The 16126-nt window shown below is 57.6% G+C and carries 12 protein-coding genes; 5 read left to right on the forward strand and 7 right to left on the reverse strand.

What is annotated here, in order from left to right; all coding sequences use genetic code 11:
* Positions 1-8: 8 nt before the first annotated feature.
* Entirely contained in the window at positions 9-725 is a 717-nt protein-coding gene (locus E0L16_RS02450) for a GntR family transcriptional regulator (protein WP_063866189.1), read from the forward strand.
* Between the two features lie 42 nt (positions 726-767).
* On the opposite strand, the gene ldtB is transcribed toward E0L16_RS02450, so the two are convergent.
* Positions 768-1688 (reverse strand): L,D-transpeptidase, encoded by a 921-nt coding sequence (ldtB, locus tag E0L16_RS02455; RefSeq protein ID WP_063449266.1) that lies wholly within the window; start codon positions 1686-1688, stop codon positions 768-770.
* 222 nt (positions 1689-1910) lie between these two features.
* On the opposite strand from ldtB, the gene E0L16_RS02460 reads away from it, so the two are divergent.
* Together E0L16_RS02460 and E0L16_RS02465 are read left to right on the forward strand one after the other, a co-directional pair.
* Positions 1911-3506, forward strand: a complete 1596-nt coding sequence (locus E0L16_RS02460) for an ABC-F family ATPase (RefSeq protein WP_041910703.1) — start codon at positions 1911-1913, stop codon at positions 3504-3506.
* 318 nt (positions 3507-3824) lie between these two features.
* Positions 3825-4514: a DUF4019 domain-containing protein gene (locus tag E0L16_RS02465; protein WP_242672210.1), complete on the forward strand. Its 690-nt coding sequence runs from the start codon at positions 3825-3827 to the stop codon at positions 4512-4514.
* A gap of 46 nt (positions 4515-4560) precedes the next feature.
* On the opposite strand, the gene E0L16_RS02470 is transcribed toward E0L16_RS02465, so the two are convergent.
* Together E0L16_RS02470 and E0L16_RS02475 are read right to left on the reverse strand one after the other, a co-directional pair.
* A complete protein-coding gene (locus E0L16_RS02470) occupies positions 4561-6924 on the reverse strand; it encodes a glycoside hydrolase family 31 protein (RefSeq protein WP_131636232.1) in 2364 nt (787 codons plus the stop codon).
* A gap of 17 nt (positions 6925-6941) precedes the next feature.
* Positions 6942-8243: an MFS transporter gene (locus E0L16_RS02475; RefSeq protein ID WP_107534987.1), complete on the reverse strand. Its 1302-nt coding sequence runs from the start codon at positions 8241-8243 to the stop codon at positions 6942-6944.
* Between the two features lie 285 nt (positions 8244-8528).
* Between E0L16_RS02475 and E0L16_RS02480 the strand changes: the two genes are divergently transcribed.
* The gene (locus E0L16_RS02480; RefSeq protein WP_131636233.1) at positions 8529-9602 is read left to right on the forward strand and encodes a LacI family DNA-binding transcriptional regulator; all 1074 of its coding nucleotides are present in this window, start codon (positions 8529-8531) and stop codon (positions 9600-9602) included.
* Here the strand turns inward: E0L16_RS02480 and E0L16_RS02485 are convergent.
* The 4 genes from E0L16_RS02485 to E0L16_RS02500 form a co-directional block, all read right to left on the reverse strand.
* A complete protein-coding gene (locus E0L16_RS02485; RefSeq protein WP_131636234.1) occupies positions 9599-10855 on the reverse strand; it encodes a DUF1479 domain-containing protein in 1257 nt (418 codons plus the stop codon). The two genes, E0L16_RS02480 and E0L16_RS02485, sit on opposite strands and share 4 nt — an antisense overlap.
* 149 nt (positions 10856-11004) lie before the next feature.
* Entirely contained in the window at positions 11005-11820 is an 816-nt protein-coding gene (locus tag E0L16_RS02490; RefSeq protein ID WP_063449261.1) for a Cof-type HAD-IIB family hydrolase, read from the reverse strand.
* A 166-nt stretch (positions 11821-11986) separates the two neighbouring features.
* Positions 11987-14419: a formate C-acetyltransferase/glycerol dehydratase family glycyl radical enzyme gene (locus E0L16_RS02495; protein ID WP_131636235.1), complete on the reverse strand. Its 2433-nt coding sequence runs from the start codon at positions 14417-14419 to the stop codon at positions 11987-11989.
* Positions 14420-14423: 4 nt separating this feature from the next.
* Positions 14424-15323 (reverse strand): glycyl-radical enzyme activating protein, encoded by a 900-nt coding sequence (locus tag E0L16_RS02500; protein ID WP_131636236.1) that lies wholly within the window; start codon positions 15321-15323, stop codon positions 14424-14426.
* 127 nt (positions 15324-15450) lie between these two features.
* Between E0L16_RS02500 and fsa the strand changes: the two genes are divergently transcribed.
* Positions 15451-16113 (forward strand): fructose-6-phosphate aldolase, encoded by a 663-nt coding sequence (gene fsa / locus E0L16_RS02505; RefSeq protein ID WP_131636237.1) that lies wholly within the window; start codon positions 15451-15453, stop codon positions 16111-16113.
* Positions 16114-16126: the final 13 nt, after the last annotated feature.

Raw genomic sequence — 16126 nt, forward strand, 5'->3', positions numbered from 1 at the left:
GAAGGACGATGGCGGCGAAGTACATCACCATAGCGCGGGAAATCAAAAAACGCATTATCAGCCAGCAGTACGCCGCCAATGAACCGCTGCCGGACCAGTTTGCGCTGGCGGCGGAGTTCAGCACCAGCCGGATGACCATTCAGCAGGCGATGCGCCAGCTGATCGTTGAAGGGCTGGTCTATACGCGTCAGGGGCAGGGGACCTTCATTCGCAAAAACTTTCTCCAGCTTTCGCAGTGGGATCTCTCCGGCAGCGACTACTTCGGGGCGACCAAAACCTGGGAGCATTTAGGCACGGTGACGAGCAAGGTGGTGCATTTCGAGTTGCGCTTCCCGAACGAGAAAGAACAGGCGTCGCTGATGATAAACCCGGATGCGCCGATCTACGACTTCATCCGCCTGCGCTTGCTGAACGGTGAGCCCATGTCGCTGGACGCCACGGTGATGCCGCTCAATCTGGTGCCCGGCCTGAACAAAGCCCATCTTGAGAGTTCGGTGTTCCAGTACGTTCAGGAGACGCTGGGGCTGAAGATCATGGGGTCATATCGGGTGGTGAGGGCGCTGAAGCCCAGTGCGCTGGATATGCAGCATCTGATCTGCGAGCAAACCGATCCGGTGCTGGAGGTGGAGCAGGTGATCTATCTGGAGGACGGCACGCCGCTGGAGTACGCCCACTGCCATTATCGCTACGATCATGGCGGCATCGTTATCGTAAATAACGGATAAAAAAAAGCGGGCACCGTGGCCCGCTTTTTTGACGTTTCGCAATCAGTTCAGACGTACCGGCATACCGGAACGGTTCTGAATCGCCTGGTCAACGACGGTCGTTTCAACATCCGCCTGAGAGGTCACGGCCTGCACCGCGCTGGTCAGCTTAATCGGCACGATTTCGTTGTTGTTGATCTGATCTTCGCTGGTGGACAGCGGGTTGTGCACTTCAATGTAACGGCTACCGTCCGGCTCGGAGGTCGCTTTCACCGGTTCGTTGATGAACTGCACGCGCGTGCCGACCGGCACGTTTTCAAACAGGAACTTAATGTCGTCGTTACGCAGACGCACGCAGCCGTGGCTCACGCGCAGGCCGATACCGAAGTTGGCGTTGGTGCCGTGGATGGCATACAGACGGCCAATGTACAGCGCGTACAGACCCATCGGGTTATCCGGGCCGGCAGGTACAACGGCAGGCAGCGGCTCGCCCGCAGCGATGTATTCCGCGTGCATTTTGGCGGTCGGCGTCCAGGTTGGGCCCGCTTTCTTACGCTCAACTTTGGTGGTCCAGTTCAGCGGGGTATCTTTGCCCAGCTGGCCGATGCCGATAGGCAGCACGATCACCGTGTTGGTGCCTTTCGGGTAGTAATACAGACGCATTTCGGCGCTGTTGATCACGATACCTTCGTGAACGGTATCCGGCAGGATCAGCTGCTGCGGAATGTTAAGCACCGTGCCCGCTTTTGGCAGGTACGGGTCAACGCCCGGGTTAGCTTCCAGCATGTTAGACAGGCCGAGCTGGTACTGCGCCGCGAAGTATTCCAGCGGCTGGGTGTTACCTTCCGGAACCGTCACCACCTGGTTTTCACCCACCAGACGGCTTCCGTCTGTCGGCAGGGGATACGTCACCGCAGACGCGGTCTTACAAAAACCTACTACGGCTAACGCCGCCGCAAAAAGCGTTGTTAATTTCATGTTCATGTTATGCGAGGTATCTAAGCCATTCTGGCGATGAGTTGATAAGACTGAATCTGTAATGGGAGCGCATTATATGTGCATTCCCGTTAACTGGGAATTCAGATGTGTACGAAATCACATTTTTTTCGATTTTGTTAAAGTTTAGTGGATTACCGCAACACGGGATCTCAATTCGGAATTGTGGCATAATGCCGTGTTTATCACACTTTTCGCAGGAATCTCTCCGTGTTAGTTACCAGCAACGTCACTATGCAGTTTGGCAGTAAGCCGCTGTTCGAAAATATTTCCGTCAAATTTGGCGGCGGCAACCGTTACGGCCTGATTGGTGCCAACGGTAGCGGAAAATCCACCTTTATGAAGATCCTCGGCGGTGATTTAGAGCCGACGCTGGGCAACGTGTCGCTCGATCCGAACGAGCGTATCGGTAAGCTGCGTCAGGATCAGTTCGCCTTCGAAGAGTTCACCGTGCTCGACACCGTGATCATGGGGCACGCGGAGCTGTGGGAAGTGAAGCAGGAGCGCGATCGTATCTACGGTCTCGCCGAAATGAGCGAAGAAGACGGTTACAAAGTGGCCGACCTGGAAACGCAGTACGGCGAAATGGACGGCTACTCTGCGGAAGCGCGTGCGGGCGAACTGCTGCTGGGCGTCGGTATTCCGGTAGAACAGCATTACGGCCCGATGAGCGAAGTCGCCCCAGGCTGGAAGCTGCGCGTGCTGCTGGCACAGGCGCTGTTCTCTAACCCGGACATCCTGCTGCTCGACGAACCGACGAACAACCTGGACATCGACACCATCCGCTGGCTGGAGCAGACGCTGAACGATCGCGACAGCACCATGATCATCATCTCGCACGACCGTCACTTCCTGAACATGGTTTGTACTCACATGGCGGATCTGGACTACGGCGAGCTGCGCGTTTATCCGGGCAACTACGATGAGTACATGACGGCGGCAACTCAGGCGCGTGAACGTCTGCTTGCCGACAACGCCAAGAAGAAAGCGCAGATTGCGGACCTGCAATCCTTCGTGAGCCGCTTCAGCGCTAACGCCTCTAAATCCCGTCAGGCAACATCACGTGCCCGCCAGATTGACAAGATCAAGCTGGAAGAGGTGAAAGCCTCCAGCCGTCAGAACCCGTTCATTCGCTTCGAGCAGGACAAGAAACTGTTCCGTAACGCGCTGGAAGTTGAGGCGCTGACCAAAGGCTTTGATGAAGGCCCGCTGTTTAAAAACTTCAACCTGCTGCTGGAAGTGGGCGAAAAGATTGCCATTCTGGGCGCCAACGGCGTGGGTAAATCCACCCTGCTGAAAACCCTGGTAGGCGAACTGCAACCGGACAACGGTACCGTGAAATGGTCTGAAAACGCGCAGATTGGTTACTACGCGCAGGACCATGAATATGAGTTCGAAAACGACCTGACCGTCTTCGACTGGATGAGCCAGTGGAAGCAGGAAGGGGACGACGAGCAGGCGGTACGCAGCATTCTGGGGCGTCTGCTGTTCAGCCAGGACGACATCAAAAAGCCCGCCAAAGTGCTCTCCGGTGGTGAAAAGGGCCGTATGCTGTTCGGCAAGCTGATGATGGAAAAACCGAATATCCTGGTGATGGACGAACCAACCAACCACCTGGATATGGAATCTATCGAATCGCTGAACATGGCGCTGGAGATGTATCAGGGCACCCTGATTTTCGTCTCTCACGACCGTGAGTTCGTCAGCTCCCTGGCGACCCGCGTGATCGAAATTACGCCAGAGCGCGTGGTGGACTTCACCGGCAACTACGAAGATTACCTGCGCAGCAAAGGTATCGACGGATAGTTTCCCGCCTTCTTTCACGTTACGGGTATGCTGGCTGCTACCGTAACGTGAATTACTCATATTGTTTTAATCTGAAATATTCGCTTTATAGGTGAACTGTAGCCACAACATCGGCTACGATGCGCTCTGTTTAATTTAACATGGACAGGGAAGAATGAATCAGACAGGAACCATCTCTTTAGCTAATCTTAAACCCGGTTATTAAACCTGAATGCCAACGATGAATATCCTTTTATTCTGCGGGAAGAGGGGAGTGATATCGTCGCGTCGTGGAATATCGTTGATGCGAAGTGGCAGGAAATTTTTGGCAAAGCGGGGTTGAAGAAACAGTACGAACTACGACTGTTCTTTGACGAAAGCAAAAAACAGGTTCGCTATCGCGAGAAATCCACAGATGTGGAATGGGATGCCAGCCTCGGCGCCTTCAAATTCAGCAAATCTGTACACGTAGGTAAGAAACTTGAATTCTCAGCGGGCGGCGCCTTGGGCGTCAAAGAAGATGGCAGTATTGACAAAATTTATGGCTATAAATTTGTCTCTACAGAAATAATCGATCCCATCTTTGATATTGTCCGCAATGCCGGTTGGCAGGTAAAGGGCATTCTGGCAGACAAGAAAAAAAGAAAGTTTGTTATCGCGGGCGTGATTGGTGCGATATTAATCGCCGTAGTGGGCATCGGTTCAGTCCTCTTCGTTTCAATGGGCGGGGTAAAAGATGCGGCCCGCGCGGAAGTAGATCTGCTGCGCCATGGGCAATATGCGGAAGCCTGGCGGGCGAGTTCTTATGCTATTCAAAGGGAAATGACGCAAGAGGAATTTATTGAGGCGACGAAGTCCGTTAACTTCCCTGAAATTGAAGACTACTCGTTCAACAGTATTAACGTAACGAACGGTGTTGGCACCCTGTCGGGTAAAGTCACGTTCAAAAATGGGGCGCCGGGGGTTATCACCGTCACTATGTACAAAGAAAACGAACAGTGGAAGCTGGCTGGCGTATCCGTAGATTAAAGGGGTTCCGGTTTTCTTTCTGCTGAAAGAAAACCGGTTTAACGGACTAGATTACCCATTCAGACCTTTCAACGCCGTTCACCCGCAGCGTACGTTTTTCCCCCGCCGGTAACGACACCTTCAGCGCTTTCCACGCCGGACGATAGTCACCGCGCGCGTTCACCTTCAGGTCGATGGTTGATCCATCACACACCATCTCCCATTCCACCCACATCGCGTTGCCGTTCCGGTAGCCCCAGCTTTCGCCGTCGTCCTCAAACAGCAGTCCGGAGGTGGTGCCGACGCCTTTCACCGGGAACAGCTTCAGCTCACGGGTATCGTCTTTATCGGCGCTCACGTGACGGATGCGATCGCTGAGCGGCAAACCGGCCCCGGCGCGCACCAGCAGCGGCAGTTTTTCCAGCGGCGCATCAAGGACGATGGATTGCCCGCCAGCATACCACGCGTGGGTGTAAAAATCGTACCAGCCGGTGTCGTTGTCCGGTAGCCAGACGCGGCGCTCGCGCTGCCCGGCTTCGACGACGCTTGCCACCAGTAGGTCGCGGCCCAGCAGGAAGTCATCGCACTCTTCGAACGTCTGCGCGTCGTGCTCGTGATCGAGGAAGGTCGGGCGCAGCATCGGCTCGTCGTCGGCGTGCGCCTGCCAGAGCAGGGTGTAGAGATACGGCAGCAGGCGATAGCGCAGTTCAATGGCGCTGCGGATCGCAGGGGTCACGCCCGGGTACATCCACGGTTCGTTCACGGTGCGATCGTCATTCCAGGAATGGATGGTAAAGCGCGGATGCATCACGCCGTTCTGCACCCAGCGCACGAACAGCTCGGCGTCCGGCTTATCACCAGAGAAACCGCCGACGTCGTGACCAACGTTGAACAGCCCGGACAGGCTCATGCCCAGCCCCATGCGGATGTTATAGCGCAGGGTGTCCCAGTTGGTGCGGTTGTCGCCGCTCCAGGTCTGAACGTAGCGCTGCATCCCGGCGCAGCCGGAGCGGGAGATGAGATACGGACGCTTCTCCGGCGCAAAGCGTTGCTGCGCTTCCAGCGAGGCGCGCATCATCAGCAGCGGCATCACCGGACGAATGTGCTTGATGGCAATCTCCTTGCCGAAACCATAGCAGCGCGCTTCCCCGTCCCACACTTCGTACTCGTTGTTGTCGTTCCAGGTGGAGTCGATGCCCATCTCCAGCAGCTGCGTGGTCACGCCGTTCTGCCACCACTGCACCGTCTGCGGGTTGGTGAAGTCGAGGTGCGAGCCTTCGTCATCCCAGAAGCTTGAACGTTCAGGCGCATCGGTTTCTGAATCACGAATGAACAGGCCGCGTTCCGCCACCTCGCCGTAGCGAGGATGATCCTGCAACAGGCACGGCTTGATGTTGGCCGCAAGCTTCAGCCCCGCATCGTGGAATGCCTGGCTCATCACCTTCGGCTGCGGCACCTTATCGTAGTTCCAGTTGAAGACGTAGCGCTTGCCGTTAATCGAGGTATAGCCGGAGGAGAGCTGGAACGAGTCGCACGGAATGGCATGCTCATCGCACAGGCGGATGAAGTTCATCAGCTGGTTCTGGGCGTCCGGCGCGTCGGTGTAGTGCATGGTCGAGCCGCTGTAGCCCAGGCTCCATTTCGGCCCGAACAGCGTTTTCCCCGTCAGGCGAACGAAGGCTTTGGTGACGTCCAGCGCGCGCTCGCCGGTGAAGAGGTAGTAGTCGATGTCGCCCGCTTCCGCCTGCCAGCGGCGATAGGCGGTGTGATAGTTGTCGATCTCGTTACCCAGATCCAGCCAGCAGCTGCTCAGGTTATCGTAGAACAGGCCGTAGCTCACGTCATCGCGGCGGGTGAGGGTGAACGGGATGTGCTTGTACAGCGGATCGGTGCTGGCGGCGTTGTAGCCCATCGCGTCCAGGTTACGCATCTCATAGCGTTTGCCGTTGCGCTGTAAATCACCCGCTTTCTCGCCCAGACCGTAGAAACGCTCGTCCTTGCGGCGGCTGAGATAGTGCGCCACGCCGTCGCCGTGGGCGTTTAGCAGGTAGGCGCTGGTCGGGCGATCCTGGACCAGCGGCTGCCATTCGCCCGCATCATTGCGGTAGTGCCACTCCAGCCACAGGGGCTGGTGGACGGTCACGCGCAGCTTCTCGGTTTCCACCGTTAACGTGTCATCCTGCTGCGTCAGGGTCCAGGTCGGGCAGGAGAATCCGCTCAGATCATCGCGGCGTCGACCCTCCCACGGCACGTCTTGTTCCGGGGCGATACTCCAGGTGCGGTCCAGCGCCAGCTCGCCTTTGCGTTTGATCAGCACGCGGAACAGGTTCTGTTCCAGCACGTACAGGCACAGGCGGTGCTGGTTATCCACCAGCAGTTCCAGATGATTCGCAGACTGCTTATCGACGGTCCAGTTTTTCAGGGTTTTCATATGCAATACATCCACTATCAGGCGCGCTTGGCGCGACGTTCAGCAATAAATGCCACCAGGAAGAGAGCGCCAATCAGGTCAAAGAACCCCATGGCGATAAAGAGCGGGTTGAAGCCGATTTTGTCGGCGGTCACCCCGATTAACAGGGAGAACAGGAAGCTGGCGATCCACGCCGCCGAGCCGCGCATGCCGTTGACGGTCGCCATCTGGCCCTTATCAAAGGACTCCACCACCAGCGCGCTCAGCATGCAGGAGATAATCTGGTGCCCGAAGCCGCCGATGGAGATCAGCACGATGGTGATATACGGGTCGCGAGTCACGGCGACGATGGCCAGCGAAATCATCAGGAACGCGCCGGTGACGGAGCTGGCCACCACCGAGTTGACGCGGGAGCAGCCGAACCAGCGGGTGTAGAGCCGGGTGAGGTAGCCGCTCGCTACGCTGCCGAGGTCGGCGGCCAGGAACGGCAGCCAGGCGAACATCGCAATCTGCTTCAAATCCATGCCGTGCTCTTTAGCGAGGTACAGCGGCACCCAGAAGCTCAGCACTGCCCAGGCCGGTTCCGCCATAAAGGCCGGAATGGCGATACCGTAGAAGCGTTTGTTTTTCGAGACGGTTTTCAGCGCGGTCAGAAAGGGCAGCCTGACCGGCGCAGGTTCGTTATCCTGTTTGATAAACGCCAGCTCGTCGCGGCTCAGGTTCGGGTGCTGTTCCGGGTTGTGGTAGAACGCCCACCAGAGGATCACCCACAGCAGCGCCAGCACGCCGGTAAACATAAACGCACCCTGCCAGCCAAACGACGCGTGAGCAAAGTAGATGATAGGCGGGGCCAGCATCGCGCCAATGGAGAAGCCCACGCCCGCCCAGCCGGCGGCAACGGGACGCTCTGATTTCGGGAACCATTCACCGATGGTTTTGGCATTCGCTGGGGTGGCGGCAGCCTCAGAAGCGCCCATAAAGAAGCGCAGGATCGCGAGATGCAGCCAGCTTCCGGCGCCCGCGTGGAAGATACACATCAGCGCCCAGATCCCGGCACAGACCATAAAGCCAATCTTGAGGCCGATAACGTCGATCAGCCAGCCGCACAGGGGCTGGAAAATGGTGTAGGCAATCTGGAATGCGCCGACGATCCAGGAGTATTGCTCGGTGGTGATACCAAGGCTCTCCTTCAGCTCAGGGGCGAGAATTCCTAACGAGTTACGGGTGATGTAGTTAACGGTCACGCCAAGAAGAAACAGCACCAGTACATACCAGCGCAGGTTCTTAATGACGCGACGGGTTTTGCTTGTCGCAACGGTGTTATTGATGTCCTGACTCATTTTCTTCTCCACAAGACGGACGGTAGGGGACGTGGGTTCAGGTGTCACACAGCGTTATGCGTTTGAAAGTTATCTGTTTTAGAGTGTTAAGCTGCTATACAACTAGTATGGAAGTTGTGTGACAGGTTCACCTTATGAAAGAAAATGAGCAGGGAATAGTGGATTTTGTGCAAACTTTCTCATAACTGAGGTTCGTTTTTCGGCATTATGGCGTTCAGCTAAGTTATTACCTGATAAAAATGCTGTGAAAATTTTTTCATTTCACATCTGGAGCCAGATCACAAAATGGATAAAAGGCTTAAAATCACCGAAATCGCCGCCCGTACCCAGCTCTCCATCAGCACCGTTTCTCGCGTGCTGGCGGGGAAGGCAAACACCAGCGAAAAGGCGCGGGCGAAGGTGCTGGCGTGCGCGCGGGAACTGGGGGTAATGGACGGCATGGCGGCGGGGCGTCTGCTGTTAAATAGCCTGGTGGTTTTTGCCCCGCAGCGTGCTTTCGACGAGCGGTCCGACATCTTTTACTACCGCGTCATCCAGAGCGTCGGTAAAGGCCTGGCTTCGCACGAGGTTCGCCTGCGTTACTGCGCGCTGGAGGAGAACGACAGCGACGCGCAGCTGTTTCTGGCCCGGATGAACGAGCCGGATACCCAGGCGGCCATTCTGCTTGGTATCGACGATCCGCATATCCACGATCTGGCGGTGGACGTGGGTAAGCCCTGCATGCTGATTAACTGCCGGGACCGCCACATGCGCCTGCCTGCCGTTGCGCCGGATCATCGCGCCATTGGCGAGCGGGCGGCGGAGTACCTGTTCGAGATGGGGCACCGCGAGGTGATGAACGTGCTCTGCCTGCGCCGGTACACCATGGAGCTGCGCCTGTCGGGGATCCGCGACGCGTGGCACGCCCATAATCTCAGGTTTAACGACAGGCGCGACCTGCTGGTGGTGCCGAGCTTCAGCGCCAGAGAGACCGAACAGCTGGTGAGCGAGTGGCTTCACCAGCAGACAGGGAAAGATCTGCCGACGGCGTTTCTGGTGGGCGGCGATTTTATGGCGGCAGGGACCATCAGCGCGCTGCAAAATCACGGTCTGCGCGTGCCGCAGGACGTCTCGGTGATGAGTATTGACGGTTTTAATCTGGCGGCGATTCAGGATGTGCCCTTAACGGCGGTGCATGTCCCGCGCGATGAGCTGGGAACCGAAGCGGTGCATATGCTCCAGCAGCGGCTGATGCGCCCGGACGCGCCGGTCGGAACATTGCTGCTGAACGGCACGCTGGCCGTGCGGGAATCGGTACGGCGGATACGTCAGGGAAAACGACGCACCGCCGTTGAGCGGGAAGGGCTGTACGACAGTTAAGCCATGCCCAGCGCGCGCTTGCCGTGAATGTTCAGATCGTTCACGGTGAAGCGGTCCTGCCAGCTTTTCTCATAATCCTCGCGCGGGAAATCGCCCGGCGACGCGCCGGTTTCCAGCGCTTCCTTGACCTTTTTCGCGTAGGCGAGGTTTTTCTCGCACATCGGCGCGGCAGGAATATACATCACGTTGCCCCAGCCCTGCTGATTGTCCACCGGCGCGACGGAGTGGATCACGTCGCAGTGCCACCAGACGGAATCACCGGCTTCCAGCGCCGGAATGCTGGTTAATGCTTCGATCAGCAGCGGGTGCCACTTCTCGGAAATCGGCAGTACGCGCCCCGGCGCCACGCCGCACAGCTCGTCTTCCGGCACATCGTCCAGCAGCGGACGCAGCAGAATGTACGCCATCGCTTCCGGGATCGGCACCACGTGCAGCAGCCCCTGTCCCGGGATCATATCCGACAGCGCCGTCCAGCCCTGGAAGGTGCGGAACACCGAGCATTTGGTGGTGTTATCCACGGTGTACTCTTCCACTTCGGTACGGTGTGCGGCGTTCCACGGATCGTATTTCTCGACGTTGCCGTCAAACACGCGGGCAAAGACCTGCTGATAAGCGGGCAGCAGCCAGCGCTCCAGCGCGCCGGAATCGGTATGCGCCCCCAGCCCTTTGGAGGTGGTTCCCGGCGGACGACGGCGGATGCGGTCCGGGTAAATCACGCTCACGTCAGGGTCGAACCACTGCTTGCCGTTGCTCTCGAATGTCCATAAACGGTTCAGGAACGACTGTACCTGCGCCATCTCTTCACTCTGGCGCGCCTGCATTTGCGCCTGTGACCAGTAGATCGGGTAAATCTCCGGACGGGAGGCGGTTAAGGTGCCGAAAAAGTTGTCGCCCGGCCCTTTGTACACCTCGTCAAACTTGTTCAGATCGAGGTAGTCGAGCATCGACTGATCCCATGCCAGCGCCTGCTCACGCGGGAAGTGGCCTTTGATCACCGCGCAACCGCGACGTTTAACGGCTTCGCGCTGGGCGTCGGTAATCGTGCCGTTTTTCACATCTGCAAAGGGAATTACCGGCCAGACGGTTTCGCCTTTATTCTTCAGCGCGTTGATTTCCGCCACGCGGGTGGCAATGCTGTCGCTGAGCCTGTCGAACACCGCCTGAACGTCGCCAATCTGGGCCCGTAGCTCGCGTTTCATCTGACGAATTGCCGCTTTGTGGTCCGCTGGCAAGGTTTCACTGGTAAAGGTCATAACTGCCCCGCATCTTTCATTCGAAAGTAAAAGTATCTACAAGTGATACTTTAAGTTAAAAATAAGTTAATGCAAGTTTAAAAACTTGACGCAAGCCACAGGACGGGAAAAGAGTGAGGAGCCGGAGCGAGGCTCCGGCGAGGAAAGGATCAGACGTCGAAAGGAGAGTGGTTGTCGAGCACGGCCTGAATCACGTTCAGCGCGCCCTGATGGTTGTTATCGTCGGTACTGTAGCGGCTAATGTCTTTAATGCTCTGTGCCGCGTTGCCCATTGCAAAAGCGTATTTCACCAGCTTCAGCATTTCCGCATCGTTGCCGCTGTCGCCAATAGCCACGCACTCCTGCGGGGAGATTTTCCAGCGTTTCAGCAGGCGGCTGATGCCGTTAGCTTTGTGCAGGCCGGGGATAATCAAATCGACAAAACCGAAGCCGCTGGTGACGGGCTTCATGATGCCGTCCAGGGAGACATGCAGTTTATCGACCAGGTTCGGGATATCGCTGTCCGGCAGGTTCAGGGAGAACTTAAACAGCACGTCGTCGATTTCACGGTAATCGCTGATGCGCTTTAAGCGATGATAGTGCTTTGACATGAGCGCCACGAAGGCGTCCGGGGCTTTGTCGCTAACGTAGGCGCTTTCCAGCCCGCAGGCCACAAAGTTCAGCCCTTTATCCTTCAGCAGTTCGCCAATAACGATCTGCGACTCATGGCGCGTCAGCTCGCCGTGGAAAATTTGCTCACCGTGATCGAAGACCAGCGCGCCGTTTTCCGCCACGAAGGAAATCTGCTCTTTCAGCTCGGGGAAGAAGGAGATGAGCTGGTAATACTGGTTGCCGCTGGCGACAACGAATTCAATATTGCGGGCGTTAAGCTGTTCAAACTGTGCCTGGAAGCGGTCACGATCGTACTGCTTGGCATCATCAAGGAAAGTTCCGTCCATATCGGTGACGATAACTTTAACGGTCATACTGTGCTCCTGGGTCACTGCGTTTTGAAACATTCTAATAACAAGGTGACGGGGAGCACAAATTTAATTTCGAATGAAAGTCAGAAAGCCGGGTGGCGGCTTCGCCTTACCCGGCCTACGAAGGGACAATGTAGGCCCGGTAAGCGCAGCGCCACCGGGCGTTTTTTTACAGCGTATGCTCAGTACGGGCAATAATATCGTCCTGCGCGTCCGGCGACAGGGCGGTGAAGAACGCCGAATATCCCGCTACGCGCACCACCAGGTCACGGTACTGGTCAGGGTGTTTCTTCGCTTCCAGCAGCGTTTCGCGCGAGACGATGTTGTACTGAATATGCCAGCCTTTGTGTACCTCGAAGAAGGTGCGCAGCAGTACCATCAGCTTCTGACGGTCGCTGTCGTTTTCCAGCGTCGAGGGGTTCAGCTTCTGGTTAAGCAGCACGCCGCCGAGGATCGCTTCCGTAGGCAGTTTACCCACGGAGCCGATAACCGCCGTCGGGCCGAGGTGGTCCGTACCGGAGGCCGGGCTTGCCCCTTCCGCCAGCGGGGTGTGGGCTTTACGGCCGTCCGGCGTGGCCATTGTTGCCGCGCCAAACGGCACGTTCGCGGAGATAGACGACGTACCCGCGTAGTAGTTACCGCCAATCGGGCCGCGGCCGTAGCGCGGGTTGTGGTACTGCTTCAGCTCTTCAATGTAGGTTTCGTAAGCACGGGTCAGCAGCATGTCCACGCTGTCGTCGTCGTTGCCGTACTTCGGCGCGCCGTTGATCAGGCGCTGGCGCAGCTGCTCATGGGTCAGCCCGTCGAAATCATCCGCCAGCGCCGCCGCCAGCTGCTGCTGACCGATTACGCCCTGGTCAAACACCAGCTTCTTCACCGCCGCCAGGCTGTTGCCAAGGTTGGCGATCCCCACCTGTAGGCCGGAAACCCAGTCATACTTCGCGCCGCCCTGCTTGATGCTTTTCGCGCGTTCGATGCAGTCATCCACCAGCGCCGAGCAGAGAATATCGTGGACGTTCTCTTCCAGCATGGTGTCCACCACGTACTCAATCTCAATGGATTTACGGGTGTAGTAGCGGATCTGGTTATCCCACGCCGCCATCACCTCATCGAAATTGTCGAAGTTTCCGGCAGAGAGGGCTTTCTCCTGCGGCAGGAATACCTTGCCGCTGATGGCGTCGCGACCGCCTTCCAGCGCCGCCAGCATCACGCGGGCAAAGTTGATAAAGCTCATGCCGGTGCAGCGGTAGCCCCATTTTCCGCCCACCGCGGTTTCGATGCAGCCAATTGCGGCGTAGTCATACGCATCGTCGCGCTCCACGCCAAGCTTGATAAATTCCGGGATCACGATTTCATCGTTGTTAAATGCCGGCATCCCGAAGCCGCAGCGGATCACCTGCACGCAGGCGTCGAGGAAGTCGTTGCTCATGCCGGCGTGGTAGCGCACGCTCAGGTTTGGCTGGGTGGAACGCAGACGGCCGCAGGATTCCAGAATGGCGTAAGAGAGCGGGTTCACCGCGTCCATCGGCTCGCCGTTAACCAGCTTTTGGCCGCCAATAGTGACGTTCTGATACAGCGGGCTGCCCGCCGAGGCTTTGGAGTGCGAGCCGGAGCGGATCTTGTTCACTTCCAGCAGCTTCAGCCAGCAGCTGTGCAGCAGCTCGATGGCGTGCTCGCGATCAAGACTCTGGTCCAGCTCCACGTCGCGACGATAGTACGGGTAAAGATACTGGTCCATACGGGCGAAGGAAACGGAGTGACCGTTGGACTCAATTTGCAGGATCAGCTGAATGAAGTAGCACAGCTGAAGCGCCTGCCAGAAGGTTTTTGGCGGTTCGTGGGCGATGACGTCGCAGTTTTCCGCTATCGCCAGCAGCTCGTCGCGGCGGCTGTCTCGGGTTTCCGTAGACGCCATTTCACGCGCCAGGTCGGCAAAGCGTTTGATGTGCAGGCTTACGGCTTCCAGCACGATATCGATCGCCTTCAGGAACTGATCGCCGTGCAGGTCTTCCAGCACCGTCAGGTTGATGCGCGAGCGGCGCTCGGCCACTTTCGCACGCAGGCCGTCGAGACCTTTCTCCAGCACCAGCGGGAAATTCACCGCCAGGTGCGCGTCACCAGAGGTCATGTTGCCTTCAGCCTTGATGATGCCGGTTTCCAGCAGGCCTTTCTGCTCGTCGGTGAACATGCCATAGCAGCGATCCTGCACCGTCTGGCCGCGCCACCACGGGCAGATCTCATGCAGAATACGTTTATTCTCTTCGCTCACCGCAAAGCCAGCACCCGGGCGGTCCGCCAGATCGTCAATCTCTTTCTCGATCCAGGAGACGGTGTATTCCGGGAAGATCGGCGCGGCGCGCACTTCGCTTGCCTGGTTACCGATAATCAGCTCGTCGTGCTTGATCCAGATGGTGCGTTTTGCCAGATGGTGGGCCAGGGCCAGCGCACGACGTACCGGGATCGGCTTGTCCATGTGCTGCTGATACATTTCGGTGTAATGCTGTGCGCGCTCGGTACAGACCGGGGGCTTAACGATATGCACCAGCGCCGTTTTGTGCGCCTTGATGCGCTCGCTGAGGGTGTTGAGATTCAGGGTGGTCATAGGTTTATCCTCGTAAGGTCGCAGTTAACCCTTTCTGGCAGGCATACTGCTGTGCGAAGTCCAGTAGCGCAGGGTTATCCAGCGGTTTGTCAGGGGCAGAGTAGGGTTGGCCGAGCAGGGTGTATTTGTTCATGCCCAGCGTGTGATACGGCAGAAAATGGATATCATCGACGCCGAGTTCGTCGGCGGCGAAGTTGGTGATGGCGGTAACAGACGCTTCATCGGCGTTGAAGCCCTGGATCAGCGGCACGCGGATGGTGATTTTTTTCCCGGCAGCGGCGAGGCGCTTCAGGTTGTCCAGGATCCGTTTGGCCGAACCGTCGGTCCACTGTTTAAACACCTCGCTATCCACATGCTTCAGGTCGGCAAGGAACAGATCGACGTACGGTAATGACGGCTCGATATAGTGCCACGGCACGTGAAGGCAGGTTTCGACGGCGGTGTGGATCCCCTGCTCATGGCTGGCCTTAAGCAGGGCGTGCGCCAGGTCAGGGTTCATAAACGGCTCGCCGCCGGAAAGGGTGATCCCGCCGCCGCTGCGGTCGTAGAAGGGCTTGTCGCGCAGCACGGTGGCCATGATCTCTTCCACCTGCTTATCTTCCCCGCAGACGGTGAGCGCCTGGGTCGGGCAGCAGTCGGTGAGGGCAGTGAGCGTCTCTTCGCTTAATTTTTCACGATGGATGACCAGCCCGTTCAGCGCACGTTCAATACACTCCGGCGCGGCCTGCTGACACAGGTCACAGCCGTCCAGGCACAGCCGTGCATCAAACAGTACGTCCCGCGTGCGGGAGCGGCTTTCCGGGTTCTGGCACCAGCGACAGCCCAGCGAGCAGCCTTTCAGGAATACCACGGTTCGAATACCGGGGCCGTCGTGGGTGGAGTAACGCTGTACATTGAAGATCATTTTTTTGCCCTCGAATTACATATGAAGATTAAATTACTTTCGAATGAAAGTTATCTTGATATGGGTCAATTCATGAGCAGGTTTTCTCGTGATAGGGTAAGTGCAGGCTAATTTTGAGGGTGACATCATGGAACTTTATCTCGACACATCTGACGTTGCGGCAGTCAAAAAGCTGGCGCGCATCTTTCCGCTGGCAGGCGTGACCACCAATCCAAGCATTGTGGCGGCAGGGAAAACGCCCCTGGAAGAGCTGTTGCCCGCGCTGCACGACGCGCTGGGCGGCAAGGGCCGTCTGTTCGCTCAGATAATGGCGACGACCGCCGAAGGGATGGTGGAAGATGCACGTAAGCTGCGCGCGATCGTTAACGACCTGGTGGTAAAAGTGCCCGTGACCGCTGAAGGGCTGGCGGCAATCAAAATGCTGAAAGCAGAAGGGATCCCGACGCTGGGTACCGCGGTATACGGCGCAGCGCAGGGGATGCTCTCCGCGCTGGCGGGTGCTGAGTATGTGGCCCCTTACGTGAACCGCGTGGACGCGCAGGGCGGGGACGGGATCCAGACGGTGGTCGAACTGCAACAGTTGCTGACCCTGCACGCGCCGCAGTCAAAAGTGCTCGCCGCGAGCTTCAAAACGCCGCGTCAGGCGCTGGACTGCCTGCTGGCGGGGTGTGAGTCCATCACGCTGCCGCTGGACGTGGCGCAGCAGTTTATTACCTCTCCGGCGGTGGACGCGGCGGTTGTGAAGTTTGAGCAGGACTGGCAGGGGGCGTTTGGACGGACGTCTATTTGATGCTGTTGCCGGG

Source organism: Enterobacter quasihormaechei (assembly GCF_004331385.1).
In the GTDB taxonomy this organism is placed as follows: domain Bacteria; phylum Pseudomonadota; class Gammaproteobacteria; order Enterobacterales; family Enterobacteriaceae; genus Enterobacter; species Enterobacter quasihormaechei.

What these genes read in the sequence shown, in the direction of transcription:
- E0L16_RS02485 (WP_131636234.1), bottom strand. Translation starts at nt 10,855, where the DNA reads ATGACCTTTACCAGTGAAACCTTGCCAGCGGACCACAAAGCGGCAATT.
- E0L16_RS02450 (WP_063866189.1), top strand. Translation starts at nt 9, where the DNA reads ATGGCGGCGAAGTACATCACCATAGCGCGGGAAATCAAAAAACGCATT.
- E0L16_RS02470 (WP_131636232.1), bottom strand. Translation starts at nt 6,924, where the DNA reads ATGAAAACCCTGAAAAACTGGACCGTCGATAAGCAGTCTGCGAATCAT.
- ldtB (WP_063449266.1), bottom strand. Translation starts at nt 1,688, where the DNA reads ATGAACATGAAATTAACAACGCTTTTTGCGGCGGCGTTAGCCGTAGTA.
- E0L16_RS02495 (WP_131636235.1), bottom strand. Translation starts at nt 14,419, where the DNA reads ATGACCACCCTGAATCTCAACACCCTCAGCGAGCGCATCAAGGCGCAC.
- fsa (WP_131636237.1), top strand. Translation starts at nt 15,451, where the DNA reads ATGGAACTTTATCTCGACACATCTGACGTTGCGGCAGTCAAAAAGCTG.
- E0L16_RS02480 (WP_131636233.1), top strand. Translation starts at nt 8,529, where the DNA reads ATGGATAAAAGGCTTAAAATCACCGAAATCGCCGCCCGTACCCAGCTC.
- E0L16_RS02500 (WP_131636236.1), bottom strand. Translation starts at nt 15,323, where the DNA reads ATGATCTTCAATGTACAGCGTTACTCCACCCACGACGGCCCCGGTATT.
- E0L16_RS02475 (WP_107534987.1), bottom strand. Translation starts at nt 8,243, where the DNA reads ATGAGTCAGGACATCAATAACACCGTTGCGACAAGCAAAACCCGTCGC.
- E0L16_RS02490 (WP_063449261.1), bottom strand. Translation starts at nt 11,820, where the DNA reads ATGACCGTTAAAGTTATCGTCACCGATATGGACGGAACTTTCCTTGAT.